Raw genomic sequence first — 26,998 nt, 5'->3', positions numbered from 1 at the left:
ATGCGTTCCCTGTGGGAGCGAGCCTGCTCGCGAAGAGGCCGGCAGCCTCAGCGCAGAATAATCAGCTGCCCCAACACCCGATGCTGCTCAAACCCCAACACGCCCTGCAACGAATTGAGCACCGCCTGCGGGTCCTTGCTCGGAAAGCTGCCGCTGACCTTGCGCGCCGCCAGCTCATCGTTGAGCAGCACAATCCGCCCCGGGTAATAGCGGCGCAGATCCTCGACGACATCGGCCAGCGTGGTCTTGTAGTAGGTCAGCCAACCCTGACGCCAGGCCAGTTGCGCTTCACTGTCCACGGCATGCAGTTTTTCCGCAGTGCCGTCGGCATAAGCAACTTGCTGGCCGGCCGTGAGAATCTGTTGTTGGCCATGCTCATCCGCCGTCACTGCGACACGTCCGGACAATACCGTCACTTGCGCGCCGTGGAGTTGCCGGCGCACTTCGAACTGCGTGCCGAGCACCCGCGCTTCGCCCTGCTCCGCCGCCACCACAAACGGATCGCCGGTGTGAGTGACGCTGAAGAAAGCAGCGCCTCTGATCAATTTCACGCGGCGCTGGCCATGACTGAAATCCACAACAATCGCGCTGTCGGCATCCAGCGTCACTTGCGACTGATCGGCCAGTGTCACCGTGCGAATTTCCCCAGGTGCCGAGACATGATCAGCGCGCAGATCGTCGAGCCAGCGTTGCGCCTGCCACCCCGTGCCGAGACTGACCATCAACAGCAGACACGCGGCCATCGCCAGCGCGCCCGACCAACGCAACATCGGCGAACGACGCGGGGCGTCCATCGCCTGCAGATAACCTTGCATCGCGAGCGCATCTTCATCGGCCAGCGTGCGCGCCGGGCTTTCGCTGAGTTCCCAGATCACCTGCGCCTGCGCATACGCTTGGGCATGGGCCGGATCGGCGCGCAGCCATTGGCTGAAGGTCAGCTGATCGCCAGTGCTCGGGCGGTCGTGCAACAGGCTCAGCCAGGCCAGCGCGGCCTGTTCCTGGGCCGGTGTCGGCGTGATCGGGTTTGATGGCTTCACGGTGCTTTCCCTGGCAGGCGTGGCGCGGGGTCGCGCAGGCTGGCCTTGCAGGCCTCGAGGGCGCGCATCATATGTTTTTCCACGGCACTTTGGGACAGGCCCATGGCCTTGGCGATCTCGGCGTACTTGCGCCCGTGAATGCGATTGAGCAGAAAGATCTGCCGGGTACGCTCGGGCAAGGCGCGCAATGCCGCCTCGACATGGCGCAAATCATTACCGGCCTCCAGCGCAGCCTGGGGTTCGCTGCCATGGCTGTCGGGTTCGTCCGGCTGCCAGCCTTCGTTGACCCGCGTGCGCGTGCCTTCACTGCGCAAATGATCGATGGCGATGTTGCCGGCGCAGCGCAGCAGATAAGTGCTGAGCTCTTCGACCTGGACCAGCGGCCGACGCCAGAAGCGCAAAAACAGATCCTGGACCAGATCCGCCGCCGTCGCCCGACAACCGACGCGCCGATTCACCAGCGCCTCCATTTGCGCACGCTGGGACAGAAACACCTGAAGAAAATGCGCACGCGCGCCACGCGCTTCATCGTCACGCGATTCCGGCGGCAGACCGATCAGCACTTCAGCACTGCGCCCAGGCGGCGACCGGGCTCGCCAACAGGCTCAACCCGGCCAGGGCCATGGCCAGACGCGGGCGATACGGCAGCAACAGCACCAATGCCAAAGCGCTGAGCATCAGCACCGCGAACCAGTCGACCAGACCGAAACTCCAGCCACTGCCCGCGACCGCTGCCCACAGCGAAAGCGCCAGCAACAGCCATCCTGCCAACGCCAGACCCTGACGGCGGCGTGTCGACGGTTTGGCGCCGAGCAATTCGGCGTGATGACGTGGCATCGACAGGCACAACGCGGTGAAGCCGGCATAGGTGAGCAACAGGACCAGCAGCATCAGTTGGCCCCCTGTTCGACTGTGATCGAGCGAGGCGAAGGACTTGCGTTGCGAACGCTGACGGAGTCGCCCGTACGCTGCATCTTGCGCGCAGCCCAGCCGAGAAAAAGCCCCGTCGCCAGACACGTCAGATCAAATCCGGCCAGTGCCCAGTCGCGCTGCATCAGGCTGGCGCCAAGATTCCACGGTGTGGTCAGCGCATTGATCAGCGGCACCGCGATAAACAGCGCGGCGCCGAGCGTCAGCTGTTCGATCCACGCCTTGCGCCCCGGACGCAACACGGCGTGCACCACGCTCAGGCCCCAGCCTATGAAGAACGCGTTCACTTCCCAATCGGCCCGCCCTGCCAGACTCACCGGCAGCAGTCGATTGGCCAAAAAGAACACCGCCACCGCCGATACCAGGCCGGCCATGCTGGCGATATTCAGCACCTCGACCAGGCGCAACTCGAAGGGCAGCGCCGCGCTTTTCACGTGCTTGAGCTGCCGCTTGCCGAGCCAGATCACCAGCCCGGTGCCGATCATCGCCGTGCCAGCCAATCCGCAAATGAAATACAGCCAGCGCAACAGCGGCCCGGCGAAATGGCCCATGTGCAAACCGTAGAACGCGCCACCCACGGCCATCGCTACGGGTTGATCGGGGGTGCTGCTCAGAAGCTGCCCGGTGACGCCATTGAAGGTGACCGCCCGGCCGAAATCATGCACCACCCGATCGCCCGCGCGGGACAGCACCACCGTGGCGCTGGCATCGCCCGGGTTGCTCACCGACAGGCGCGCGGTATGGCCGCCCGACCACTGCTCGCTGGCCTTGGCCAGTAGCGGCGCCATGGCGGTCAGCGGTGCGGCGACATCGGCGCGCTCGGGCGTCTTCGAGGCGGGAAAGACTTCGTCGTAGAACTTGCGCACGTCGCTGCCGTAAGAGGCAACGATGCTGGCCGGCATGACCATCGACATGAAAATCACCAGGCTGCTGTAAGTGATCATCAAGTGAAACGGCAGCACCAGCACGCCCACGGCGTTATGCCCGTCGAGCCAGGAACGCTGGCCCTTGCGCGGGCGGAAGGTGAAGAAGTCCTTGAAGATTTTCTTGTGGGTGATGATCCCGCTGATCAACGCAACGAACATCACCATCGCGGCGAGAGTCGCCAGCCAGCGCCCCCATGGATAAGGCATCTGCAACTGGAAGTGAAAGCGGTAAAAGAACTCGCCGCCCATGCTTTCGCGGCCCTGCACCTCGGCCCCGGTCTGAGCGTCGAGAGTTCGGGATTCGAAGCGGCCGCGCTCGCCGGGTTTGCCCGGCGCCTGTTGCCAGCGCACCGTCAGGCCAGGGTCGCGGGCATCGGGCAAATCGATCAGCCAGCGCGAGGCGCCGGCGGCGTGTTGTTGCAGATAATCTTGCGCCAGCGCCAGGCTCGCTTCGCTATCAAGCGAATGTGCAGCGATTTCCGGCTGCATCCAGTGGCTGATTTCATCTTTGAAATAAGCGAGCGTGCCGGTGAGAAAAATCGCGAACAGCAACCAGCCGAACACCAGCCCGGCCCAGGTGTGCAGCCAGGCCATCGCCTGCCGGAAGCCCTCTTTCATGCCAGCCCCAGACCGCGCGCGGCACCGGAAACGGTGGCGAGAATCACGCTCGGCACCAACAGGCCGACCCACGCCGACCACGCGCTGCGGCAGGCAAAACACCAGAGCACCGCGACCAGATAGACCAGAAAGGACACGGTCATGCCAGTGACCACCGCTTCGGCGCGGTTCAACGGCAGCCACAACGTCAGGGTGACACTGGCCAGCGCCGCCACCAGATAGCCGCCGAAAATCGCCGCCAGCACTCGCGAAGTGACGGCCAGACGATAGGACATGGGAAGGGTGGCGAGTTTGCCTTTCATGTTTCGACCCTGAAACGGAAACGTTCGGCCGACAAGCCGAATCTACAGGCGAGCAATATTAATGATAAATATTCTCATACGCAAAAGCATCTGATTGCCGGACACTGTCGCCAGCCTCTACAATGCGAACCGTTCTTGTTCTCTAATGCACGTTCTCTACGCAAGTTTTGCGTCCGGAGTCATTTCGTTGCCGCCCGCCCATCCCGTCGAATCGCTCTACCACGCTCATCACAGCTGGCTCACCGGCTGGTTGCGGCGCAAGCTCGGCTGCCCCGACAGCGCGGCGGATCTGGCTCAGGACACGTTCATCAAGGTGCTGACCGCCCGCGAACCACCGGTGATCATCGAACCGCGCGCCTTTCTCACCACCTTGGCCAAGCGCGTGCTGTTCAATCATTACCGACGCCAGGATGTGGAACGCGCCTACCTCGAGACACTGGCGCAGATGCCTGAGATGGTCGCGCCGTCGGAAGAGCACAAAGCGATCATCCTGCAGACGTTGATCGAACTCGATGAGCTGCTCGACGGCTTGCCGCGCCAGGTCAAACGCGCCTTTCTGCTCGCGCAGGTCGATGGTCTGACTTATCCACAGATCGCCGCAGAACTGGGTATTTCGGTGGCCACGGTCAAACGCCATTTGAACAAAGCGGCCATGCGCTGCTATTTCGCCCTGTGAATCGGGTGCCGGATTTCTCCGCGCAAGTCGCCGAACAGGCGGTGCACTGGCTGCTGGAAATGCAGCAGGGCACGCTGACCCCACGCCAGCAACAGGCCTGGCAACAATGGCTGGATGCACACAGCGAACACCGCCGGGCGTGGGAACACATGCAACGGGTCAACCAGCGTCTGCGCGGCGTTTCGTCGCCGTTGGCCCACGCGGCGTTGAACGGGCCGAAGTCTGGCAGCCGTCGTCAGGCGCTGAAAATGCTGCTGATTCTCGGTGCCGGCTCAGCGGCGACCTGGGGCCTGCGCGAGCACACGCCGTTGCCGTCGCTGCTCGCCGATTACCGCACGCCGGTGGGCCAGCGGCGCAAGATCGGATTGGGCGGTGCCGATTCGTTACAGCTCAATACCGCAAGTTCCGTCGATGTCGATGACGCGCAGCGTACGATTCGTCTGCTCGAAGGCGAAATGCTGTTGAGCGCTGCAAATCCGTTCGAGATACGCACGGCACACGGCGTGCTGAAAAGCCAAGGTGCGCGCCTCAATGTGCGGCAGTTTGTTGATCGCACGCAGATCGCCCTGTTCAAAGGACGAGTCGAACTCGTCGCCAACCAGCGCGCGCCCCTGCTGCTGCCGGTCGCGCGGCAGTTGAGTTTCACTGCCAGCTCCGTCAGCGCGGCCAAACCACTGGACGCCAACAGCGGTGCGTGGACTGACGGCATGCTGGTCGCCGCTCATATGCGCCTCGGCGATTTCCTCGAAGAGCTTGGCCGCTACCGGCGCGGGCAGCTGCGGTGCGACAGCCAGGTTGCCGATCTGCTGATTTCCGGAACGTATCCACTGGATGACAGCGAGCGGATTCTCGACCTGTTGCAGGTCAGTCTGCCGGTCAGAGTGAAGCGCTTTACCCGTTATTGGGTGAGCGTCGAAGCGCGGGTGTAAAAAAACGCCAAAACAATGAGCCGTTTTTCAGATCTGGCGTGACAGAGAAGGAAAGCCCCCTTGATTCCACCTTCTCAGGATCATCCACATGCAGCCCACCCGCCTTACCCCACTGGCCCGCAGCCTGCGCAATCTTCTGCTCGGCGCCAGCCTGAGTTTCACCGCCCTGCCCGCTGCGCTGGGCGCCGAGACCAAGGTTTATCACATCGCCCCGGCGTCGCTGGAAACCGCGCTGAACCAGTTTGGCCGTGAAGCCGGCGTGCTGATTTCCTTTGGCTCGCAAGTCACCAGCGGTGTGCAGAGCCGGGGTCTGGAGGGCAATTACACGACGCAACAAGGCCTCGATGCCCTGCTCGAAGGCACCGGCCTGCAAGCCCGCGCCGAAGGCGACAATGCCTTCAGCCTGCAACCGCTGGCTGACGCGGCGCTGGAGCTGGGCACCTCGACCGTAGTCGGCGACTGGCTCGGCGATGCGGCGCAGATCAATGTCTTCGAACACCCCGGGGCGCGTGATGTGATCCGCCGGGAAGAATTCGAACGCCAGGGCGCGACCCAGGCCCGCGATGTGCTCAACCGCATCCCCGGTGTGAATGCGCCGGAGAACAACGGCACGGGCAGCCACGACATGGCACTGAACTTCGGCATTCGTGGTTTGAATCCACGCCTGGCCGCGCGCTCGACAGTATTGATGGATGGCATCCCGGTGCCGTTCGCGCCGTATGGTCAGCCGCAGTTGTCGTTCGCGCCGATCAGCATGGGCAACATGGATGCCGTGGACGTGGTGCGTGGCGGCGGCGCGGTGCGTTACGGCCCGCAGAACGTCGGCGGCGTGGTCAACTTCGTGACCCGGGCGATTCCCGACGAGCCAACGATCAAGGGTGGTTTCCAGAATGAAACCAGCCCATCGTCGAGCCACGACGGTTTCAAGACCAGCGCCAATCTGCTGGCCGGCGGCACCAACGCCAACGGCCTCGGTGGTGCGCTGTTGTACTCCGGCACCCGTGGCGGTGACTGGCGCGAACACAGCGATACCGAGATCGACGACCTGATCCTCAAGGGCAAGTACCAGCTCGACGAGGCCAACAGCTTCAACGCCATTGCCCAGTATTACGAGGGCAAGGCCGACATGCCCGGCGGTCTCAACGTCGCCGATTACGATGCCGATCCGTATCAATCGACGCGGCCGAAAGACCAGTTCTGGGGGCGCCGCACGATGTTCAACTTCGGCTACCGCTACCAGGAAGATCGCCGCGAATTCACCGCCAACACCTTCTTCACCAAAACCCTGCGCAGCGGTTATCTGGATCAGGGCACATTCCTTTCGCTGTCGCCCCGCGAGTATTGGGTACGTGGCCTGGAAACCCGTTTCGCCCAAGGCTTCGACCTGGGTCCGAGCAGCCATGAAGTCGGCGTCGGCTACCGCTACATCAACGAGGCCGGCCACGAACTGCGTTATCGCACGCCGATCAGCGCCAACGAATACCCGACCACCAGCAGCCGCAACGACCGCGACACTCGCGGTGGTACCGAGGCCAACGCGTTCTTCGTCGATGACCGCATCGACATCGGCAAATGGACCATCACTCCGGGCGTGCGCTACGAGATGATCGAGTCGCAACAGACCAACAACCTGACCAACGTCAAATACAAGGGCGACTACAACACCGCGCTGCCGGCGCTGAACGTGCTTTATCACCTCACCGACAGCTGGAACCTGTATGCCAACACCGAAGGCTCGTTCGGCAGCGTGCAATACAGCCAGATGCCCAACCGCGTGAGCAGCGGCGAAGTGAAACCGGAAAAGGCCCGCACCTGGGAACTCGGCACGCGCTACGACAACGGTGCCCTGCGCGCGGAGATCGGCGCATTCCTGATCAACTTCGACAACCAATACGAAAGCAACCAGACCAACGACTCGGTGATCGCTCGCGGCGAAACCCGCCATCAGGGCATCGAGACCAGCGTCAATTACGCGCTGGATGACTTGAGCCCGGCGCTGGCCGGTTTCGATGTCTACGCCAGTTATGCCTATGTCGACGCCACCATCCGCGAGGACGGGCCGAACAAAGGCAACCGCGTGCCGTTTTCCTCCAAACACAAAGGCACGATTGGCGTCGGTTATACCGAAGGGCCATGGAAGCTGAATCTGGACAGCAGCTTCCAGAGCGACCAGTTCGCCGACAACGCCAACACTTCGAAAGAAAGCGCCGATGGCAGCACCGGCAAGATCCCCGGCTACATGCTGTTCAGCAGCCGCGCCGGGTATGACTTCGGACCGCAACTGTCGGATTTGAATGTGGCGGTGGGCGTGAAGAACATCTTCAACACGCAGTACTTCACACGCTCGTTCGATGACAACAACAAGGGCAAGTACGTGGGAGAGCCGCGGACGGTTTATGTGCAGACGTCGGTGGCGTTCTGATCCCAACCCATGGAGATCAAAAGCCCCTCACCCTAACCCTCTTCCAGAGGGAGAGGGGACTGACCGAGGTGTATTTACGATTTACGCTCGCCTGCAATATCGAGCCGAACGCTGGACCTGAAAACAACCGGAATCGGCTCCCTCTCCCTCGGGAGAGGGCTGGGGTGAGGGGCTACGGTCTTAAACCCTGCGAGCAATCACCAACACCACAAACAAAAAAACGGGCCTGCATCAGCAGGCCCGTTCTCCTTAGTCACTTGTGAAATCAGCGCATCAACTGTTGATCGCTGCCTGTTCGTTCTCGTCAAATTCTTCCGCCAACAGCTTGTCGTTGGCCTTGCCGGTAAATGGCACTACAGCGGCGCGTGGTTTACCTCGCAGTTTGCCGAACAGATGATCCAGTTTGTGCTCCAGTTTCTCGGCGGCACCGTCGATCGCCTGTTCCAGCGAATCGGCTTTATGGGTCACGGAAATCGGTTGGTGGCCTTTTGGCCGCGCTTCCAGTTGGCAGCGCAAGTCATGGGGACCTGGTTTCTCGCCGTTCTCGTCGCTCAGGTGGACTTCGACACGGGTCAGGTCTTCTTCATAACGGTCGAGCGTGCTCTCAATAGTTGTACGTACCCACTCCTCCAGTCGCTTACTGCTTTGAATATGGTTATCGCTGTTGACTTGGATTTGCATAGTTCATCCCTTATTTCAGCTAGCTCGCTGGAGGCCTTGAAGTGAATTTCCTGACCTCCTGGTTACAACAATCGGCCCGAGCGGCGAACATTTCAACCCCTGAAAAAAGAAAAATATTCATTCGCAAAAAAAGCCGGACAACCGAGCGAGGCGCTGTTAATGTCGGGAGTTGGGTCGACCCGCTCCGCAGAAAAATCTGCTCACATCTGCTGCTCGTTCAGCGGGTGCAGACTGCGGAAAATTCCCGCCTCCTCCACCAGCCAATCATGCACAGCGCGCACGCCCGGATGGCTCAACGCCCCCGGTGCATACAGCAGCACATAGCGTTTATGGTTCGGTACTGACAAGCCGAACGGCACGATCAACGTGCCGCGCTCCAGCTCATCGTTGAGCAACGTGCGCCGGGCAATCGCCACGCCCATGCCGGCAATCGCCGCTTCGATGGTCAGGTGATTGCGATTGAAGGTGTGGCCGCGTCGCACATCGGCGCCTTCGAAGCCGATCGCGTTCAGGTAGAACTCCCATTCCGCGTATTCGTAACTGCCACGCCAGGCGGTGATGTCGTGCAGCAACGGGAAATGCACCAGATCGGCCGGACCGTGCAACGGCGGTCGCCCGCGGAGCAGGCTCGGCGCGCACACCGGAAATATCTGCTCGTCGAGCAAGGCTGTGGATAACAATCCTGGGTAACTGCCATCGTTAAGGTCGATGGCCAGATCGAAATCGCCCTCATGCAATGGCACGCTGCTGTCCTCGGCCACCAGGCGCAACTGGATATCCGGAAAGCGTTGCTGCAAGCGCGGCAGGCGCGGAGTCAGCCACTTGCCGAGAAACGACGGGATCGAGCGCAACCGCAGAGTTCCGCTGATCATCCCGGCGTCCAGTCGGCGCAATTCCGCATCGATGCTGCCATAGGCTTCGTTGACGGTAATCGCCAGCCGCTGCCCCTGTGCACTCAACTCAACGCCACGCGCGCGCCGATGAAACAGGCGAAAGCCCAGGCGCTCTTCCAATTGGCGAATCTGCTGGCTGACCGCGCCCGGGGTGATGTGCAGCTCTTCGGCACAACGGGTGAACGACAGGTGCCGCGCGGCACAGGCAAATACCTGCAGCCAGACATAGGTCTGGGCATGCAATTGACGACTCATTGTTTAGTCCTGCTAAAGGCTGTCTTAGGAGGTTTCGTTGGTCACCTCGAACCGAGGCAGGCAGTATCGCCGACATTGCGCTTGTCCGACAAAAAATGGCAGCGATTCCTACTCCATTGCTTGTAAGGGTTTAGCATGGCTATCAGTGTTTTCGATCTATTCAAGGTGGGCATCGGCCCGTCCAGTTCCCATACCGTCGGTCCGATGCGTGCAGCGGCGACCTTTGCCCAGGCTCTGATCGATCAGCATCTGCTCAATGATGTGCGACGTGTGCAGATCCGCCTTTACGGTTCGCTCTCTGCCACCGGCGTCGGCCACGCCACTGACCGCGCAACGGTCATGGGCCTGATGGGCGAATGGCCGGACAGCATCGATCCTTCGACCATCGAGCCACGCATCCAGCAACTGCGCGAAACCGGGCAACTGTCCCTCGCCGGTCAACGTTCGATTGCCTTCGACTGGCAGAGCGATCTGCTGCTGCTCGACGAGAGCCTGCCCTACCACCCCAACGCCATGTCGCTGAGCGCCTTTGGCGAAAGCGCCGAGCTGTTCGCGCAAACCTATTACTCGGTCGGCGGCGGTTTCATCGTCGAAGCGGCTGAAGCCGAATCTGGCGTGGCGCCAACCAGCGACGTGGTGTTGCCCTACGATTTTTCCAGCGCCGCCGAACTGCTCGCTTTGTGCAAAAAGCACAATCTGCGCGTGTCCGAACTGATGATGGCCAACGAGCGCGCCTGGCGCAGCGATGCCGAGATTCGCCAAGGCCTGTTGCACATCTGGTCAGTGATGCGCGAGTGCGTCGAACAAGGCTTGCGCCACGAAGGCATCCTTCCCGGCGGTCTGAAAGTACCGCGTCGCGCAGCGAAACTGCACCGCAGCCTGTTGGAAATCGGCAAACCGAATGTGATCAGTTCGACCCTGTCGGCAATGGAATGGGTCAACCTGTTCGCCCTCGCCGTCAACGAAGAAAACGCAGCAGGCGGGCGCATGGTCACCGCGCCGACCAATGGCGCCGCCGGGATCATTCCGGCGGTTCTGCACTACTACATGAAATTCAATCCGGATGCGTCTGACGATGATGTCGTCGCGTTCTTTCTCGCTGCAGCCGCCGTTGGCATTTTGTGCAAGAAAAACGCCTCCATCTCCGGCGCCGAAGTTGGCTGTCAGGGCGAAGTCGGTTCGGCTTGCGCCATGGCCGCCGCCGGCCTGGCCGACGTCCTTGGTGCGACACCGGAGCAACTGGAGAACGCTGCCGAAATCGGCCTGGAACACAACCTCGGTCTGACCTGCGATCCGGTCGGTGGCCTGGTGCAAGTGCCGTGCATCGAGCGCAATGCCATCGCGGCGGTGAAGGCGATCAACGCCACGCAAATGGCCCTGCGCGGCGACGGCAATCACTTCATTTCCCTCGACCGGGTGATCCGCACCATGCGCGACACCGGCGCCGACATGCACGACAAATACAAGGAAACCTCGCGGGGCGGGCTGGCGGTGAACTGGGTGGAGTGCTGATCGGCCTGACTGCACTGTCAGCGATCATCAGCTCATTCCTGCCCTGAAAACGCGCCACAAAAAACGGCGAGCCCCGAGGCTCGCCGTTTTTTTCGCCGTGTTTATTGTTCGACAATTTTTCCGGCATGCACCTTGCTATATCACCCTTGAGGCAAACGGACATTGCAAACCTCAGCGAACGAGATGCCAGTGGTCTGGTGTTGCGAACCAAATCGGATCATGGCCGGTCAACAACTGCACGTTCAATCAGGCGGTGACGCATCATGGACAACCCATTTCAAATCATTACCGATGCCTTCGCGCCGGACTATCAGATCAATCTGAGCATTCAGGGCCTGGACGGCAGCATCATGCTGACCCTGTCCAACGCCGGCCGCATCGTGGCCAAACGCATGATCAGTGCCGAACAGCGCAACGATCCCGAGCGTTTGAAACGGCTGGTACAAAGCATCCAGTTCGGCATCGCCATCGAACAGGGTCACAGCGCCATGTCGATCCTCGAAGCCATGACCAGCGGCGCCGGGCTGACCCCGCCACCGCCACGGGTCAAAGGCCAGCCCGGCCAGGCGGCGGGCCTTTAAAGCTCGCCCTTCTCCACTTCAGGATGTTCGCTGGAGCCCGTGCCGAGCTTGCGCTGCGGGTTCTCGATCTTCACCGAAGGAAATTGCGACGAAGCGTAACGCACCACCAGGATCGCAAACGCCAGCAGCAGAATGCCGCCGCACAGGTAGATGATGCCCATGTCCGGCGGGTTGTGGTGCGAGACGTTGGAGATCAGCAGGCGCGTCAGTGCAGTGATCGCCACGTAGATCAGGAAGCGCACCGGCATGTGGTTGGTCTTGAAATAAATCCCGACCATCGCGCCCAGTTCCAGATAGATGAACAGCAACAGAATGTCATCGATCTTGATGTGCCCGACTTCGAGCATCCCGAGAAACTCCATCACCGCCGCCCACGCCGTCACCGCACCAATGGCGAATAGCGCCAGGTAGTGAAAGGTTTCAACGAACAGGTTGCCCAGGGACTCGGCCAGTTGATGCACATTACGCCGCAGTTTCTCGGCCCAGTTTATTTTCACGATGAGTTTCCTTAGCCCGTTTCGGGCGGATGATGCGTATCGCACGTGACGGTTTTGCGCGCGCGCCTTGTTGCAACGGTTTTCATGCAGGTTCAGGGCCACGCATCATGGCGATCCGCCGCAAATCCCGCGCCGTGGCGTTTGGTCGCACCGCTGGAGTTTCTGTGGGAGCGAGCCTGCTCGCGAATAGCAGCCACCCCGTCCCCTGACAAACGCCAAATCCGGTCTACATTGAAAAGCCACTACCCATGGCGCAGGGATTCGCTTATCCTTTTCGCTGTATATGGATACAGTAGTCGTCAAGACAACTTAACGTGAAGGCATGTGAGGTGGTGAATGGCCGTCGAAGTGGTATACCGCAGCAGCCGAGATCTGGAGCGCTTGTTCATGGATAAAGCCGAAGCTGATCGTCATGACAAAATGCTCGAACTGGCCGAATATCTGGCCGATGTACTGCAAAAAGCCGTTCCGTCCCTGACCGAACAGCAAGTGGAAGAAGCCGGGATCTACATGGCGAAGAATCGTGATGTGTTCGCCCGGGCATTCAAGAGCCAGCCGGATGCGCTGTCGGAGCTGATCAATGCGCCAGCCGAGCCTGTCGAAAAAGCTGAATCGGCAGAACCTGACGAGGCGCCGGCGAAGCCCGCCAAAGCAGCGAAAGCGCCGAAGTAATCAAAAAGATCGCAGCCTTCGGCAGCTCCCACATTCCGAGTGTAGGAGCTGCCGAAGGCTGCGATCTTTTGCTTTCAGCGATACAAAACCTTTTCCGCCAACTCATCCGCCACCCGCGCCGGCGAACGTTTTTCCGCCTGCGCGTGAGCGAAGACCTCCGTGAGCCGCGAACTGATCTTCGACAGATGTGCCGTGATGGTCGGCAACTCCTCGCCACGATGTTTAAGCGAAACGTAAATAAGCCCGCCGGCATTGATCACATAATCCGGCGCATAAAGAATCCCGCGCCGTTCCAGTTGATCCGCCACATCCAGATGGGAAAGTTGATTGTTCGCCGAACCGGCCACAGCGGAACAGCGCAGCTGTGAAACGGTGTGACTATTAAGCACCCCGCCCAACCCACAAGGCGCGAGAATGTCGCACGGCGTGCTGAGCAATGCGTCGTTGGCGATCGGGTGAGCATTGAGCTGCTCCATCGCCAGTTGCACCTTGCCGTGGTCGATGTCACTGACCAGCAACTCGGCGCCGGCAGCGTGCAGTTGCTCGGCCAGTGCATAACCGACGTTGCCAAGCCCCTGAATCGCGATGCGCAGGCCTTCGAGGTTGTCGCTGCCCAGACGCGCCATCGCCGTGGCGCGAATGCCGGTGAACACGCCCATGGCCGCGTGCGGTGCCGGATCGCCTGCCGAGGTGGTGCTGGTGACATGCCGCGTCTGTTGAGCAATGCAGTCCATGTCCGCCACTGAAGTGCCGCTGTCGATGGCGGTGATGTAGCGACCGTCGAGCTGCTCGATGCAACGGCCGAAAGCCTCGAACAACGCGGCGCGATTCTCGACATGGGCCGGGCGCACGATCACCGCCACCCCGCCGCCCTGCGCAAGGCCGGCGAGCGCCGCTTTGTAGCTCATGTTTTGCGCCAGGCGAATGGCGTCCTCGACCGCAGATTCGTCGTTGGGATAGGCAAGGTAACGGCAGCCGCCCAGGGCTGGCCCCAGGCGACTGTCATGAATGGCAATGACCGCCTTCAACCCGGTGACCGGGTCCACGCTCAAGTGCAGCGATTCCAGGCGAGTGCTTTGCATGAGAGCGAACATCGACAGGCTCCCGAATCACTTCTTGTAGAACGCCAGTATAGGCTTGCCCCTGAAAATTGCTGGCGCGCACCGGCATGAGCCGCCGAGCGGACAATGTTGCGCCGCTATAACTCGCGCTCAACGCGCCCGGCACTGGACGAACAACCCGGACGGGGCTAAAACGAGGCATTGGAGGGAGATTTTGATGAGTGCGCGCCAACGCTTTTTCGAATGCCTGCATCGTTCACCGCCAGCGCTGCTGGAAGCTGCGCTGTGGATAAGTGCCGAGCACGACAAAACCCTCGAGCCCGAGGCATGGTTGCGTACCTTCAAGGATCTGCAACTACGCGTCAGCTATGGTTTGCCGATGCTGCCGGTCAGCGAACTGGCGCAACCGTTGTTGCGGCGCATGGTCGATCTCGGTTTCGCACAGGATGATTTCCTGCCGCTGCGCCCGCAGGCGGCGCTGCTGCACCGCGTGTTGCACACCCAGCGCGGTCAGCCGCTGGCGTTGGCGTTGATCGCACTGGAACTGGCGCATGGCCTCGAAATTCCTTTGGTCGGGGTCAACTTCCCCGGGCATTTCCTGTTGCGGGTACCCGGCGCCGACCACTTGCTCGACCCTTGCGGCGGGCGACGCTTGTATCCCAACGACTGTCGCGAACTGTTGCAACGCCAATACGGGCCGAACATGCAGCTCAGCGCCGAGCATCTGCTGACGGCCACGCCAGTGCAGATGCTGCAGCGTCTGTCACGCAATCTGCGCCAATTGCATCTGACCCACGACGATCACATCGCCGCGCTGATCGACGCAGAACGAGTGCTCGAACTGGGTGATGCGAAGGCCTCTGATTACATGGCCCGGGCCAGTCTGTATCAACGGCTGGATTGCCCGAACGCTGAGCGCTTCGACCTTGAGCACGCGCTGATGCTCAGTGAAGACCCGATCCAGCGCCTGCGCCTGACCGAACGCCTCGGCCATCTGCCGCCCAACTCCGTCGTACATTGACTACCTTCCGCAGGCTGCCCCCATCCTTGAGGCCCATACAAAGCTGTGTGGGAGCGAGCCTGCTCGCGAAGCAGGCACCTCGGTCTCCGGTCAAACCGCGTTATCGTTCTTCGCGAGCAGGCTCGCTCCCACGGTGGCTCGGGAGGCATCAGTGGGCGAGCGCACCTGAATGATCAGCAGTGCGGCAATCACCGCCGGGATCGCGCAGAAGAAGAAAATCTGCGCCACCGGTATATGCATTGCCAGCAGCAGGCTGCCGAACAGCGGGCCGAGGATCGAACCGAAACGTCCCACGCCCAATGCCCATCCGGTGCCCGTGGCGCGCACATGGGCCGGGTAGAAATTGCTGGCAAAGGCATTCAGCGTCAGTTGCCCGCCGATGATGCAGAACCCGGCGGCAAACACACAGGCCACCAGAAAACGCGGATCGTCGTGGTTGAGCCCGAGCAGAATCGTGCACAGCGCCGCCCCTGCCAGTACGCCGGACAACAGGCGCACCTTGCGTTGCAAACGGTCGGCGAACCAGGCCATACAGATCGCGCCAAGGGTCCCGGCGAACAGGAACATCGACGTCACGAGATTGGCTTCGTTGAGTTTCAATCCGCTTTCCAGCAGCAGCGTTGGCAGCCAGCTGATCATGAAATACAACAGAATCAGGCTGACAAAAAACGTCGCCCAGATCAACAAGGTTGGCCGCGCGTAGCCGTTGCGAAACAACTCGACCACGGTCAGTTTGCTGCCCTGCTCACGCTCGTTCTGCTCGACGCTGGCCAGCGGTGGCTGCCAGTCCGGCAACATCCGCGCGCTGACTTTGCGCAGCCGTGCATACGGCGGTGCATCACGCAGCAAACGCGGCAGCGATTCCGGCAACATCCACCAGAGAAACGGGAACAGCAGCAACGGCGTCACGCCGCCAGCGAGGAACACAGCCTGCCAGCCGAACTGATCGATGAAACCGGCGGCAACAAAACCGCCCGCCGCCCCACCGAACGAGAAACCACAGGCAGCCAGCGTCACCATTAACGTACGCAGACGCGGTGGTGAATATTCCGACATCAAGGCCATGGCGCTGGGCATCGCGCCGCCCATGCCGATGCCGCAGATGAATCGCGCGATCATCAGCGTGTTCAGCGAATCGGCGAAAACCATCAGCACCGTCAGCGTGGCGTAGATCAATACGCAGGCAAGCAGAATGCGACGCACACCGAAGCGGTCAGCCAGCGGCGTAACCGCGAGAGAACCGAGGGTCAGGCCGAGCAGGTTGGCGCTGAAAACCGGCCCGAACACGGATTTTTCCAGTCCCCAGTCTTGGGCCAGCGCCGGCACTACATAACCGAGCACCTGGGCGTCATAACCGTCGGTGACCAGCAGCAACGCCAGCAGAATCAACAGCAACCACTGATAACGGGACACAGGCCGGGCGTCGAGCGCCGCACGGAAGCTGGCAATCTGGTTATGCATCGCAAGTACCTGTTTTTGTTTTTATTGATCGTTCCCACGCTCCGCGTGGGAGCGATCATTTAGGGGTATCTGGTTGGTTGGCGGGATGGGCCTTGATGAACGCTGGATGTTCCAAAGCGAGCGCAGCAACGCGGCGGATTTTCGGGTAAGCCTCCAGCGAAACATTGAACCGTTCTGCGGCATACAACTGCGGAATCAGATACACATCCGCCACACACGGCCATTCGCCAAAACAGAAACCGCTGTCGCCGATCAACTGCTCCACTGTCGCCAGCCCTTGGCTGATCCAGTGACTGATCCACTCCATTACCTGCGTTTCATCCTGCCCGGACTGGCGCAGGCGATTGAGCACGCTGACGTTGTGCAGCGGGTGCACGTCGCAGCCGATTACCGCCGCAACGCCGCGCACCTGCGCGCGCGCCAGCAGATCATCCGGCAGCAACGGCACCTGTGGATAACGCTCTTCCAGATACTCGATGATCGCCGGCGACTGAATCAGCAGCGCGCCGTCATCGGTGCGCAATGTCGGCACCCGGCCTTGGGGATTGAGCGCCAGATACGCCGGCTGCCGATGTTCACCGCCCGACGGCGCAATCAGGTTGACCGGCAGCGCCTGGTAATCGAGGCCCTTCAACGCCAGCGCAATCCGCACCCGGTACGATGAAGTGGAACGGTAATAGCCATAGAGATCCATAAGCCGCTCCTGTCAGCGTGCCGCGATCACGGTGCCGCGACATTCGCCGAAGCCGATCGAGGCAAAACCTTCGCGGGCACAGCGGGCGCGCAGGATGATTTCGTCACCGTCCTCAAGGAACTTGCGCACTTCGCCGGAAGCCAGTTCGATCGGTTTCTTACCGCCCTCGGTAATCTCCAGCAGGCTGCCAAACTGGCCGTTTTCCGGGCCGGACAAAGTGCCCGAACCAAACAGGTCGCCGGCCTGCAACTGGCAGCCGTTGACGCTGTGGTGCGCGACCATTTGCGCCACGGTCCAGTACATGTAGCGGGTGTTGCTCAGGGTCAGGCGATGGGCGGGCAGCTTCTGCTCGCGCATGGCTTCGGTACGCAGCAGCACTTCCAGCTCGATGTCGAAGGCGCCGCCGTCCTGATCACGCTTGTCGAGCAGATACGGCAGCGGCTGCGGATCACCTTCAGGGCGCGCCGGTTGCGCCGTGCGGAATGGTTCCAGTGCTTCAGCCGTCACCACCCACGGCGAGACGCTGGTGATGAAACTCTTCGACAGGAATGGGCCGAGTGGCTGGTATTCCCAGGCCTGGATATCCCGCGCCGACCAGTCGTTGAGCAGGCAGAAACCGGCGATGTGCTCGGCAGCGTCACCGATGGCAATCGGCTCGCCCATCTCATTGCCCTGGCCGATCCAGATGCCCAGTTCAAGTTCGTAATCCAGCCGCGCACACGGGCCGAAGACCGGTTCGGTCTGCCCGGCTGGCAGCGTCTGGCCTTTCGGCCGACGCACGTCGGTGCCGGACGCTCGCACCGTGGAAGCGCGACCGTGGTAACCGATCGGCACGTGCTTGTAGTTCGGCAACAGCGGGTTATCCGGACGGAACAGTTTGCCGACGTTCTGCGCGTGCTCGATGCCGACGTAGAAGTCGGTGTAATCGCTGATTCGCGCCGGCAGGTGCATCTGGCAATCGGCAGCCAGTGGCAAGACTTTCGCGCCTTGCGCTTCGATGCTGCCGCGCAGGGTACTGCCTTCACTGAACAGTTCGATCAGGCGTTCGCGCAGGGCAACCCGCGCCTCACGGCCAAGTTCGAAGAACGCGTTCAACTGCCCGCCGTGCATGGCTTCCACCGCACTGCGTGCGACGCCGTCGAACAGCCCGGCCTCTAGCGCGACTTGCAAATCGAAAATGTGCTCGCCGATCGCCACGCCCGCGCGCGGACTGCAATCGTTGAGACTGAACACGCCCAGCGGCAAATTCTGCAACGGAAAATCGCTGTGACCGTTGGCCGAAGCGACCCAACTGCGGGGGATGGAATTCTGTGTCATGGGTTATCTCCGGGTCGGGTCGAACGTGACGAGCAGCGTCGCCCAGCAAGCGTCGTAACTGGATTGCAATTGAGGGCAGTCGAGAGCGAAACGGCTTGGGCGCAGCACCTGGCTGGTCTCGAACATGAAGGCCATGGTGTTATCGATTTTTGCAGGTGCAAGCTCGGCGTTGATCGCCCTGGTGCAGGTCTCGCCGTCGGGGCCGTGGGCGCTCATGCAGCTGTGCAGCGACGCGCCGCCGGGCACGAAACCTTCAGCCTTGGCGTCGTATTCGCCCTGGATCAGGCCCATGAATTCGTTCATCAGGTTGCGGTGGAACCACGGCGGCCGGAAGGTCTTTTCGGCGACCATCCAGCGCGGCGGGAAGATCACGAAATCGAGGTTCGCCAGACCATGCACGCTGGTCGGCGAAGTCAGTACGGTGAAGATCGAAGGATCCGGGTGATCGAAACTCACCGTGCCAATGGTGTTGAAACGGCGCAGGTCGTATTTGTACGGCACGTTGTTGCCGTGCCAGGCGACCACATTGAGCGGTGAGTGATTGAGTTCAGTAGCCCACAGCTGGCCAAGGAATTTCTGCACCAGAGTGGTCGGTTGCTGGAGGTTTTCGTAGGCGGCGACCGGGGTAAGGAAATCCCGTGGATTGGCCAGACCGTTGCTGCCGATCGGCCCCAGATCCGGCAGGCGCAGCGGCGCGCCATGGTTCTCGGCGAGGTAACCGCGTGCCTGCGGGTCGAGCAATTCGACGCGGAATTTCAGGCCACGCGGCAGCACGACGATTTCCAGCGGCGCCACTTCGAGTACGCCCAGTTCGGTGGCGATACGCAGGCGACCGAGTTGCGGCACCAGCAGCATTTCACCGTCAGCGTTGAAGAACACCCGTTCCATCGAACGGTTGGCGGTGTAGTTATAAATGCTGATGCCGGACGGTTTCTCGGCGCCGGCGTTGGCGGCCATGCTGACCAGGCCATCGATGAAATCCGTCGGTTCGGTCGGCAGCTCCAGTGGATTCCAGCGCAGGCGATTGGGCGTCACTTCACCCAACGGTCCGCCGGCCAGTTGCCGTTCCAGTTTGACGAACGCCGGGTGATTGGCCGATGGCTGAATCCGGTACATCCAGGTGCGGCGCGCTTCGCTGCGCGGCATGGTGAACGCGGTGCCGGAGAACAATTCGGTATACAGGCCGTACGGGGCTTTTTGCGGGGAATTCTGGCCAACGGGCAGCGCGCCGGGCAACGCTTCAGTGCTGAATTCGTTGCCGAAGCCGGACTGGTAAACCAGGTCCTGCGCGGTTGAATCGAGGTTCATGGAGCCTCCTGAACAGGGAGTCGGCAATGGCCCATCGCTCTGGCTCAGAGGTCTCGGCACGCCGGGGTTGTTATTATCGTAATCTGATTACGCATAACGTAATTTGCTCGCTATCCAGCGTCAAGCTATAAAGACGCCCATTCGAACCGGAACCGCCAGCCCCATGGAAAAAACCAGCGACAGCAACGGCAAACAGAAAGTCCGCTCCGCCGAGGTCGGCACCGACATCCTCAAGGCTTTGGCCGAGTTGTCACCGTCGACTTCGCTGTCGCGTCTGGCCGAACACGTGCAGATGCCGGCGAGCAAGGTGCATCGCTATCTGCAAGCGTTGATTGCTTCGGGGTTTGCCGAACAGAACGCCGCCACCAACCATTACGGCCTCGGTCGCGAAGCGCTGCGGGTGGGCCTGGCCGCACTCAACAGCATGGACGTGCTGAAAGTCGCCGCCCTGCCGCTTTCCGAGTTGCGCGACGAACTCAACGAAACCTGCTTTCTCGCGGTGTGGGGCAATCAGGGCGCAACCGTGGTGCATATCGAACCGGCGGTGCGCGCGGTGACGGTGGTGACGCAATTGGGTTCGGTGCTGCCGCTGCTCAGTTCGTCCACCGGGCTGGTGTTCAGCGCTTACCTGCCACACCGGGAAACCGATGAATTGCGCGAGCAGGAAATCGCTGTCGCGGAGCATCCGCTCAAGGATGAAACAGCCTATGCAGCGCTGTGTGAACAGATCCGCGAACGCGGTCTGCATCACGTGCATGGTTTGTTGATGCCGGGCGTGGATGCGCTTTCTGCGCCAGTGTTCAACGCGGTCGGGCAGATCGCCGCGGTACTGACCATCGTCGGCCCGACCTCGCTGTTCCACGCCGACGAAAACGGCCCGGCGGCGCAGCGGTTGTTGGCTGCGACCCGGGCCGTGAGTTGGCGCATGGGTTACGAAAGTTAAGTAATGCTTATGTGCGCTCGAAACGACTCAACGCACCGTGGTCTTGCTCAATGCGCTGTCACCCTCTTGCATCAGTGACTTGAAGAAACCGATCAGCTCATCGGCGGGGTCTTCATGGCCGGTGTAATACGTTACGAGTTCCGCGACCGTGCGGGCGTCTTCAAACAGACTTAGAAACGAGCGTTGCGCACGGGTCAGTTCTTTAACCGGCGCCCCCGCCGCTGCAGCCTGACCCAATGTCAGCAGTCCGCTCAATACATCCTGCACATGCCCCAGCGCGGCGGAATAATCACCCCGTCGGTGCGACTGCGACGCGTCGTAGATGCTTTTCATCACCTGCACAGCCACCACCACAGTGCCTACGGGTGGCACAACCAGGCTGACGATGTTCGCGGCCTTCAACAGGTTTTCATAAACCAGGGCGGCAATTATTTCATTGAGACTGGTGGTCCGTTCGTCGATGTCACTCAATACACGGCGCACGCGCTCGTCGTGGAAAGTGAACAGATCGGGCAGTAACGAACGCTGCTGCGTGCGAATGACCGGTCGGGTATCAACCGTTGCGACCAGATTATCGAAGTAATCATTGATCACTTTCTGGTCAATCAGCCGGATCCGCTCGCTGTAGTAGGTCCTGAACGGGCCTTTCCGAAAACGAATCGAAGGAATGAACTCAGCGATCGGCCGGAAGCTGACTTGATCCGGCGCGTCAGGCGTATAGAGCAAGTCGAAGAAACCTGACGATAACTTCAGTCGAAAAATATAAACGCCACCCACTGTACGGTCCCCGGCAGCCGTCAGACCCAGCGTGCCGATGTTGAATTTATACAGCCCGATGTCGCCTTCGGAGACGCTATTGACGATTGATGGATAGCCGCCACCTTCTTTCAGATTGTCGATAACCCGTTGGACAGCAGAGAAAGATTCAGTGGTTAATCTGCCGTTGGTAAAGTCGGCAAACGCATTGCGGTACATCTCACAACGGATTTTCCGGGCGTGTACAGCGCGTTTGAATGAGTAATCAGGATGCGCCTTGTTCTGATATTGCTCTTTCAGCATGGCGGTATATCTGTCGCCGGGACGGAATGTTTTCGACAGCGAGGACAGGTCGCGGATATCCAGTTTTTCAACGATGGGATGGCCGTTGACCAAATAGTATTTCGGGCTGAATTTCGTTTCGTAGGACGGGTGCGCCGCTTCAAAAGCGAGTCCTTCAAGCAAAACGTCGGTAACACTCTTACGAAAGTCTTCGGTTTGCACAATGATCTGGTCGGGATCGACCGAAACGTTACTGCCACGCGAACGCAAAATGTCTTCGATCTGAGCTTTCACCGAGTCATAAGTGAATTGCTCGAATGTCGGAAAACCATTGTCTCGCGCATCAACCATGGACAGTGCCTTGAATTCGGTGCTCAGACGCGAATAGCGCTTGCGGCCCTCGACGCCAAGTGCTCGATAACCGGCCGGTGCAATGGCCTTGTGCAAGGCAACTTCGGCGCGGTAAGCGGCATTTGCGTAATCAGCCAGCTGTGCTTTGGGATTCAGGCCGAGATCAACCGGTCGGCTATCGAGCGTATAGCGATAGCTCAGTTGTGTACGAGCGCTGCCGAGCAACTCACCCGCTTCGTGCAGATAGTCCGGATGGATCAGCAATGCAGCGTATTCACGATCAGCGGACAACGCCGACTCCAGCCAGCGGTTTGCCGCGTAGATATCGGCAAATTTATGCAGTTCGAATTCACCGGCAGGCGTTTTGATCAACATCAGCGACGGTACATACTCTCGGGCCGAAATGATCAGGACCTCTTTCAACGCCGGCACCTGGGATCGGATTCGCATTCCCTGAACCGTCACCGCAGGATCATTGGCCATGGCCCGCGCGATGATATTGGCATCAGTGGAATCCAGTTTCCCGGAGTGACGAGCAACAAAAGCCGCGAACTCCATCTGACTGCAGAGATAGTTGCGATAAGCCTCTTGGTAAGCCACCGAGGGCGAGTATGCAAGACTGCCGGTAAATTCCAGTCGCAGGTTACGATTTTCCAGCCACTGTTCAAGCGCTACTGCCGTCAACCGACTTCCGGCGGGAGCGCCGATTATAGTCAGAGCCGCTTTATAACCAGTGTCGTGCAGCCCGAAAACAATAAACTCCGTCAGCGTTCGGGTTTCTTCCTGTTCGATAGTACGCCCGGCAATTTGCAGACTGTACGAGCTATGGACACTTATCGATTCCGGATCCAGTTGTTCACCAAGTACCCTGTCCGCCCATTCGGCGAATGTGCGCACTACATAATCCTTGAATGAAAAACATGCATCGAAGGTGTTTGAGTAGACAGCCTGGTATTGATCCCGCGACTCTTCAAGCTCGCTATAGCGCTGTTGCATATCGCTACCCGCGGCATGCAGCCATAGCGGCCAATCGGTGCGTTTCAATGCAGCCCACAGCAGATAGAAGCGGGTTTCGATGCCGTAACGCAGCACATGCAGGCCTTGATTGTCCTGCAGCATGGAAGTCAGCGGTTTTGCCAGTTGTTCCTGGCCACCGATCAAGAGTGAAACACTTTCAAGCTGACCCTTGAGGTGAGCCTCGGCACAAAATGCATGAGGACTTTGCGCAGCTTTCAGATACCTGATCTGGTCTCCACCCAGGGACAGTCGCTGCTGAAGTTTGCTATGCAGATCGATATTTTTTTCAAAAAATTCAAAGCCGTTTTCCGGCGTATGCAGCAGATAAGAGGTTGACTCATTCACCAGCGGCATTTCTGCATCCGCACGCTCGGCGTTGTCCAGAACGAAACAAGGCTGAAGCGACAGCAGGTAATCCTGTTCAGGTTGCAGCCTGACTTCAAACGCTGCGCGACCGCCATCTGCTTCAAGCAGATGAGCGAATCGCTCGCCCAACCAGGCGTCAAAATTGTTGGCCATGACCGACAGCGAAAGCTCTGCACTGGTGACCACGGCGCAGGCTTCGATGAAAGCCTGCTTATTGGTCAACGGTGCCGTGTCCGGTCGCATGGACCTGGCTGGCGCCGCCCAGAACTTTGCGATCTCGGTTTGCAACGTCTTTTGCAACCCGGTGATCACCGCAGCAATCAGATCCTCGACAATAAGGACATTGAGAGCACTGACTTTGAACTGCTCATTCCGGGTGTCCGGCAGAGAATAAACCCCATCACCGCCCATTATGTAAGCGGGGCTGACATTATTATCAAGACAATGAACAGTCACTTCCCAAAGAGTGCCAGAAGGGCGACTTCCATTATCAGGAAAAGCCGAGTCTGTATTGATATAAACCTTGTCAATATCGATTGTCTTGCCCAAACGCTTCAATTCACTGCCAAGCATGCTACGAAGAATATCCAGCACGCTCGGCATGACGTCGACGATCTTGAAAAGATCTTCTTTTGCCTGGATTGCCTTTTCCCACTCTTCAGGCCAGGTAAGTTGCTCACCCAAAGAACCACGCATCAGACTTTTATATGACTTGACCACATCTTTTCCTTACTTGACTATCCAGAGCTGCGAACACAGCCACTGTAGATAGTTGCAAGGTAGTTTCTTTTCCAGGCAACTTGAAGGGCGAACAATTTACAAAACATGCCAACAAACACATGCAATCCTTTGTACTGCAAAACCTCACAACCTAAATCAGTATCCCCATCAACTTTGCTTTTGCCACCGCTTGGGTTCTGCGCTCCACACCCAACTTTCCGTTAATACGTCGCGCATGGGTTTTTACTGTATGCAATGAAATAAACAGTTGTTCGGCAACTTGCTGATTCGAAGCACCTTGAGCAATCAATGTCAGCACTTCGCGCTCGCGTCGACTGAGGCCCGGGGCGTGATCAGCGTTATCGCTCAGCCAGACAGGAATCTGCTTGCCAGACGCCGTGCCGGTGCTGCCTCGGCGTAATTCCCACTCGCGCATGGCTTGCTGCAACCGGCAGCGCTCCGCCAGCATTGCGGCTCGCTGGAAAGCTTGCTGCGCCGCCACCGCATCACCGTTCGATTCGGCCAACTGGGCGAAGGCCAGCAGCAACTCTGTTTCTGCCGCCAACATGCCTTTGGCCTGAGCGCGCTTCAACAATCGCTCAATAGTGGGCAGAGCGGTTTCGTCCGGGTCCGATTGCGCATTCGCGCAGGCCAGCAGGTATTCGATGCGGATAATCAGCTCGAACGTCGCGGGTGGCGCCTGCAACGCAGAAGGTCCCCGGTAATGCCGTAACAGTCGGCTCAACGCTTCTTGGACAAGATGCGGTCGGCCCTGCTGCAACCAGAACTGGCTGCTGACCTGCAACACAACCCCGCGATAGACCGTATCGGGAATCTGCCGCTGCTGCATGACCCTTTCGGCCTCGCGCAGGCGCTCGAAAGCGCAGGCATAATCACCGCGATTGCCGGCCAGTTGCGCCTGCCCCAGATAACCATACAGGACCCGCTTGTCCTGGCTGCGCAAGCAATCTTCAAGGCCTTGGCTGAACAGCTGCGCAGCCTGCTCTTCAAGGCCCATGCACAGCGCGAGTCGTCCGCGTCGCAGGGCGATACGGCCGAGCAGCGGCGTGGGCACCATGCTGCGTTGACGCAGCAAGTGCTCGATCTCCACCAGCAGGCTTTCCGCACGCAAAGGCGCGCCTCGCTGCTCGAGCCATTGCGCATGGTCAAGCTCAAGCAAGCCTTCGAACAGCAACGAGCCGTGAGCCCGCGCCAGGCACAGCGCCTCGCGGTTGAGGGCATGGGCCTGATCGAGCTCACCGCACAGCAACGCCTGCTGGGTCAGTCCCGACAGGCACATCACACGGGCCTGCCAGGCCTCGTCAGCCAGCGCAGACAACGCCTCCTGAAAGCAGGCGCGTGCCGGCTCCATTTGCCCTTGCAGGTGAAACAGCCATCCCTGTTGCGCCTGCCAGCGGGCCAGCAGTTGCTGCTCCAGCTGCGCTGTCGGTTGTGGCATGAAGCGGCCGAGATGAGCCAGGCATTGCCCGGCCTGTTCGAACCGGCCGGCAAACAATAAGGCGCCCGTGACCAGCACGATCAGCTGGGGTGTCATCAGGGTCAGCTGCTGGCTTTGCTGCTCGTGCAAACGCAACAGCAGGACGACCGTCTGGTCTTCGAACAAGTCTTCGAAGCCGAAATGCTGCAACAGGCTGACGGCAGTTTCGTATTCCTCGGCCAACAACGCTTGCTCGAACGCCGCTCGCCAATCCTGCGTCGCGCTGAACCACTGACAGGCGCGCCGGTGCCAGGAACGCGCACACGGCCAGTGCGACTCCTGGATGATTCGCGACAGCGGGCGGAACACCTGGAGCCAGTCAGCGGACGCTTGCCAAGGCTCGATGAAGCAGCCCAGCACTTGCAGATCACGCAGCAGCTGAGCGCCTTCGCCAGGGCCGAACAAATGCTCGCATAACGGCGCGTTGAACCGTGGCAGATGAGCCAGCACACGCCATGCCTCGTCCTGCTCCGGGGTCAGGTTGCTGAACAGTTCGTGCTGCAGATAATCGAGCAGAGTGTCGACACGCTGCTGCGGCTGCAGGTTTTGCGACCAGTCGCACTTTTGCAGGAGCGCCATGCGCGCCCCCGCGCACCAGCCGCCGGTACGCTGGATGATACGGGCAGCGACACGCTCCGCCTGGTCTGGCGGCAAATGGTGCAGCACCGATACCACTTCATCGTGAGTCAGCGCCAGGCTGGCGCTTTCGAATTCGTAGAGTTCGTCATCGAGCAACAGGCGCGGCCAGTTGCACTGCGGCCGGCGGCGAGTGCTGATCCACCAAGTGAGCGCCGGGCTGCTGACCGCCAGCAAGCGATCCAGCAGAGCATCCACAGCCGGATCCGGCAGCCGACTGTAATCGTCGATAAACAGCGACGTCGGCCTCGACCAATGGGCCAGCTCCGCCATCAGCTGCGTATCATCAAGGCCTTCGACCAGCCCGAGCGCCCGCGTCAGACGCCGGCAAAATTCATCGGCGCTGAGCGCTGCTCCCGCCAGCGGCAGCCAGATTGCCTCGCACTCCGCGCGCACCTGAAGAAGACATTCGGTGAGCAGTGCGGTTTTGCCACTGCCCGCGGGCGCGCACAACAGCTTCACCCGCGCGCTGGATGCCAGCAAAGGTGCGCTCAAACGGCTGCGAGGTTGATGATGCGAAGAAAGCCTGGGCAAAAATCCGGGTCGATCCAGGCACGGGGTCATGGCGGTCATCGGGTGAGCCTTCTTATCGTTGTGCGCTCACCCTAGCCCTCTCACGCACCCTTGTTGACGAGT

Annotated in this window: 22 protein-coding genes and 1 pseudogene; 8 read left to right on the top strand and 15 right to left on the bottom strand. The window is 60.2% G+C overall.

Features of this window, described 5'->3' with window-relative positions:
• Nucleotides 1-47: 47 nt before the first annotated feature.
• Genes F8N49_RS04895 through F8N49_RS04875 form a run of 5 tightly spaced genes read right to left on the bottom strand, consistent with a single transcriptional unit; the run spans nucleotide 48 to nucleotide 3,813 of the window.
• Nucleotides 48-1,037: a FecR family protein gene (locus F8N49_RS04895; RefSeq protein WP_151550925.1), complete on the bottom strand. Its 990-nt coding sequence runs from the start codon at nucleotides 1,035-1,037 to the stop codon at nucleotides 48-50.
• Nucleotides 1,034-1,600, bottom strand: a complete 567-nt coding sequence (locus tag F8N49_RS04890; protein WP_016771621.1) for an RNA polymerase sigma factor — start codon at nucleotides 1,598-1,600, stop codon at nucleotides 1,034-1,036. Before F8N49_RS04890 ends, F8N49_RS04895 begins: the two co-directional genes overlap by 4 nt.
• A gap of 1 nt (nucleotide 1,601) precedes the next feature.
• Complete coding sequence (locus F8N49_RS04885) at nucleotides 1,602-1,928, bottom strand: DUF3325 domain-containing protein (protein ID WP_073473707.1); 327 nt, start codon at nucleotides 1,926-1,928, stop codon at nucleotides 1,602-1,604.
• Nucleotides 1,928-3,511, bottom strand: coding sequence for a PepSY domain-containing protein (locus tag F8N49_RS04880; RefSeq protein WP_122747685.1), 1,584 nt, complete (start codon nucleotides 3,509-3,511; stop codon nucleotides 1,928-1,930). Before F8N49_RS04880 ends, F8N49_RS04885 begins: the two co-directional genes overlap by 1 nt.
• Nucleotides 3,508-3,813 carry a DUF3649 domain-containing protein gene (locus F8N49_RS04875; RefSeq protein ID WP_041479671.1) on the bottom strand — a complete coding sequence of 102 codons (306 nt, stop codon included), beginning with the start codon at nucleotides 3,811-3,813 and terminating at the stop codon, nucleotides 3,508-3,510. Before F8N49_RS04875 ends, F8N49_RS04880 begins: the two co-directional genes overlap by 4 nt.
• 145 nt (nucleotides 3,814-3,958) lie before the next feature.
• Between F8N49_RS04875 and F8N49_RS04870 the strand changes: the two genes are divergently transcribed.
• The 3 genes from F8N49_RS04870 to fecA all read left to right on the top strand — a co-directional run bounded on the left by F8N49_RS04870 (nucleotide 3,959) and on the right by fecA (nucleotide 7,840).
• A complete protein-coding gene (locus F8N49_RS04870) occupies nucleotides 3,959-4,489 on the top strand; it encodes a sigma-70 family RNA polymerase sigma factor (RefSeq protein WP_110646388.1) in 531 nt (176 codons plus the stop codon).
• Nucleotides 4,486-5,418 (top strand): DUF4880 domain-containing protein, encoded by a 933-nt coding sequence (locus tag F8N49_RS04865; protein WP_151550924.1) that lies wholly within the window; start codon nucleotides 4,486-4,488, stop codon nucleotides 5,416-5,418. Before F8N49_RS04870 ends, F8N49_RS04865 begins: the two co-directional genes overlap by 4 nt.
• Nucleotides 5,419-5,506: 88 nt before the next feature.
• A complete protein-coding gene (gene fecA, locus F8N49_RS04860; RefSeq protein WP_151550923.1) occupies nucleotides 5,507-7,840 on the top strand; it encodes a TonB-dependent Fe(3+) dicitrate receptor FecA in 2,334 nt (777 codons plus the stop codon).
• A 273-nt stretch (nucleotides 7,841-8,113) separates the two neighbouring features.
• On the opposite strand, the gene F8N49_RS04855 is transcribed toward fecA, so the two are convergent.
• Both F8N49_RS04855 and F8N49_RS04850 read right to left on the bottom strand, forming a co-directional pair.
• A complete protein-coding gene (locus tag F8N49_RS04855) occupies nucleotides 8,114-8,521 on the bottom strand; it encodes an HPF/RaiA family ribosome-associated protein (protein WP_016771629.1) in 408 nt (135 codons plus the stop codon).
• A 200-nt stretch (nucleotides 8,522-8,721) separates the two neighbouring features.
• Nucleotides 8,722-9,669 (bottom strand): LysR substrate-binding domain-containing protein, encoded by a 948-nt coding sequence (locus tag F8N49_RS04850; protein WP_016771630.1) that lies wholly within the window; start codon nucleotides 9,667-9,669, stop codon nucleotides 8,722-8,724.
• A gap of 135 nt (nucleotides 9,670-9,804) precedes the next feature.
• Between F8N49_RS04850 and F8N49_RS04845 the strand changes: the two genes are divergently transcribed.
• Both F8N49_RS04845 and F8N49_RS04840 read left to right on the top strand, forming a co-directional pair.
• The gene (locus F8N49_RS04845; RefSeq protein WP_151550922.1) at nucleotides 9,805-11,181 is read left to right on the top strand and encodes an L-serine ammonia-lyase; all 1,377 of its coding nucleotides are present in this window, start codon (nucleotides 9,805-9,807) and stop codon (nucleotides 11,179-11,181) included.
• Between the two features lie 263 nt (nucleotides 11,182-11,444).
• Complete coding sequence (locus tag F8N49_RS04840; protein WP_016771632.1) at nucleotides 11,445-11,762, top strand: DUF3509 domain-containing protein; 318 nt, start codon at nucleotides 11,445-11,447, stop codon at nucleotides 11,760-11,762.
• Here the strand turns inward: F8N49_RS04840 and F8N49_RS04835 are convergent.
• On the bottom strand, nucleotides 11,759-12,259 hold the full coding sequence (locus F8N49_RS04835; protein ID WP_039759287.1) for a phosphate-starvation-inducible protein PsiE: 501 nt from the start codon (nucleotides 12,257-12,259) through the stop codon (nucleotides 11,759-11,761). The two genes, F8N49_RS04840 and F8N49_RS04835, sit on opposite strands and share 4 nt — an antisense overlap.
• Nucleotides 12,260-12,595: 336 nt before the next feature.
• Here F8N49_RS04835 and F8N49_RS04830 point away from each other — a divergent pair.
• A pseudogene (locus F8N49_RS04830) lies at nucleotides 12,596-12,850 on the top strand (YebG family protein); the annotation flags it as partial.
• 155 nt (nucleotides 12,851-13,005) lie between these two features.
• Here the strand turns inward: F8N49_RS04830 and F8N49_RS04825 are convergent.
• A complete protein-coding gene (locus F8N49_RS04825; RefSeq protein WP_071174427.1) occupies nucleotides 13,006-14,025 on the bottom strand; it encodes a Glu/Leu/Phe/Val dehydrogenase dimerization domain-containing protein in 1,020 nt (339 codons plus the stop codon).
• A 184-nt stretch (nucleotides 14,026-14,209) separates the two neighbouring features.
• Between F8N49_RS04825 and F8N49_RS04820 the strand changes: the two genes are divergently transcribed.
• On the top strand, nucleotides 14,210-15,013 hold the full coding sequence (locus F8N49_RS04820; RefSeq protein ID WP_110646384.1) for a SirB1 family protein: 804 nt from the start codon (nucleotides 14,210-14,212) through the stop codon (nucleotides 15,011-15,013).
• A gap of 90 nt (nucleotides 15,014-15,103) precedes the next feature.
• Here F8N49_RS04820 and F8N49_RS04815 read toward each other — a convergent pair whose 3' ends face one another.
• The 4 genes from F8N49_RS04815 to hmgA are packed head-to-tail and all read right to left on the bottom strand — an operon-like array spanning nucleotide 15,104 to nucleotide 19,793.
• A complete protein-coding gene (locus tag F8N49_RS04815; protein WP_122707503.1) occupies nucleotides 15,104-16,474 on the bottom strand; it encodes an aromatic acid/H+ symport family MFS transporter in 1,371 nt (456 codons plus the stop codon).
• Between the two features lie 55 nt (nucleotides 16,475-16,529).
• Nucleotides 16,530-17,168 carry a maleylacetoacetate isomerase gene (gene maiA / locus F8N49_RS04810; RefSeq protein WP_151550920.1) on the bottom strand — a complete coding sequence of 213 codons (639 nt, stop codon included), beginning with the start codon at nucleotides 17,166-17,168 and terminating at the stop codon, nucleotides 16,530-16,532.
• Nucleotides 17,169-17,180: 12 nt separating this feature from the next.
• Nucleotides 17,181-18,485 (bottom strand): fumarylacetoacetase, encoded by a 1,305-nt coding sequence (gene fahA / locus F8N49_RS04805; RefSeq protein WP_122747690.1) that lies wholly within the window; start codon nucleotides 18,483-18,485, stop codon nucleotides 17,181-17,183.
• A 3-nt stretch (nucleotides 18,486-18,488) separates the two neighbouring features.
• Nucleotides 18,489-19,793 carry a homogentisate 1,2-dioxygenase gene (gene hmgA, locus F8N49_RS04800; protein ID WP_122747691.1) on the bottom strand — a complete coding sequence of 435 codons (1,305 nt, stop codon included), beginning with the start codon at nucleotides 19,791-19,793 and terminating at the stop codon, nucleotides 18,489-18,491.
• A gap of 163 nt (nucleotides 19,794-19,956) precedes the next feature.
• Here hmgA and F8N49_RS04795 point away from each other — a divergent pair, with 163 nt between their 5' ends.
• Complete coding sequence (locus tag F8N49_RS04795; RefSeq protein ID WP_024011648.1) at nucleotides 19,957-20,736, top strand: IclR family transcriptional regulator; 780 nt, start codon at nucleotides 19,957-19,959, stop codon at nucleotides 20,734-20,736.
• A 27-nt stretch (nucleotides 20,737-20,763) separates the two neighbouring features.
• Here the strand turns inward: F8N49_RS04795 and F8N49_RS04790 are convergent, their stop codons facing one another.
• Together F8N49_RS04790 and F8N49_RS04785 are read right to left on the bottom strand one after the other, a co-directional pair.
• Entirely contained in the window at nucleotides 20,764-24,228 is a 3,465-nt protein-coding gene (locus F8N49_RS04790) for a dermonecrotic toxin domain-containing protein (protein ID WP_122747692.1), read from the bottom strand.
• A gap of 151 nt (nucleotides 24,229-24,379) precedes the next feature.
• A complete protein-coding gene (locus F8N49_RS04785; RefSeq protein ID WP_122747693.1) occupies nucleotides 24,380-26,935 on the bottom strand; it encodes a LuxR C-terminal-related transcriptional regulator in 2,556 nt (851 codons plus the stop codon).
• Between the last annotated feature and the right edge of the window lie 63 nt (nucleotides 26,936-26,998).

Source organism: Pseudomonas sp. GXM4 (genome assembly GCF_008923895.1).
Classification (GTDB): domain Bacteria; phylum Pseudomonadota; class Gammaproteobacteria; order Pseudomonadales; family Pseudomonadaceae; genus Aquipseudomonas; species Aquipseudomonas atacamensis.
Note: the sequence above shows the minus strand (reverse complement) of the source record. Positions and strands in the feature narration are given on the sequence as shown.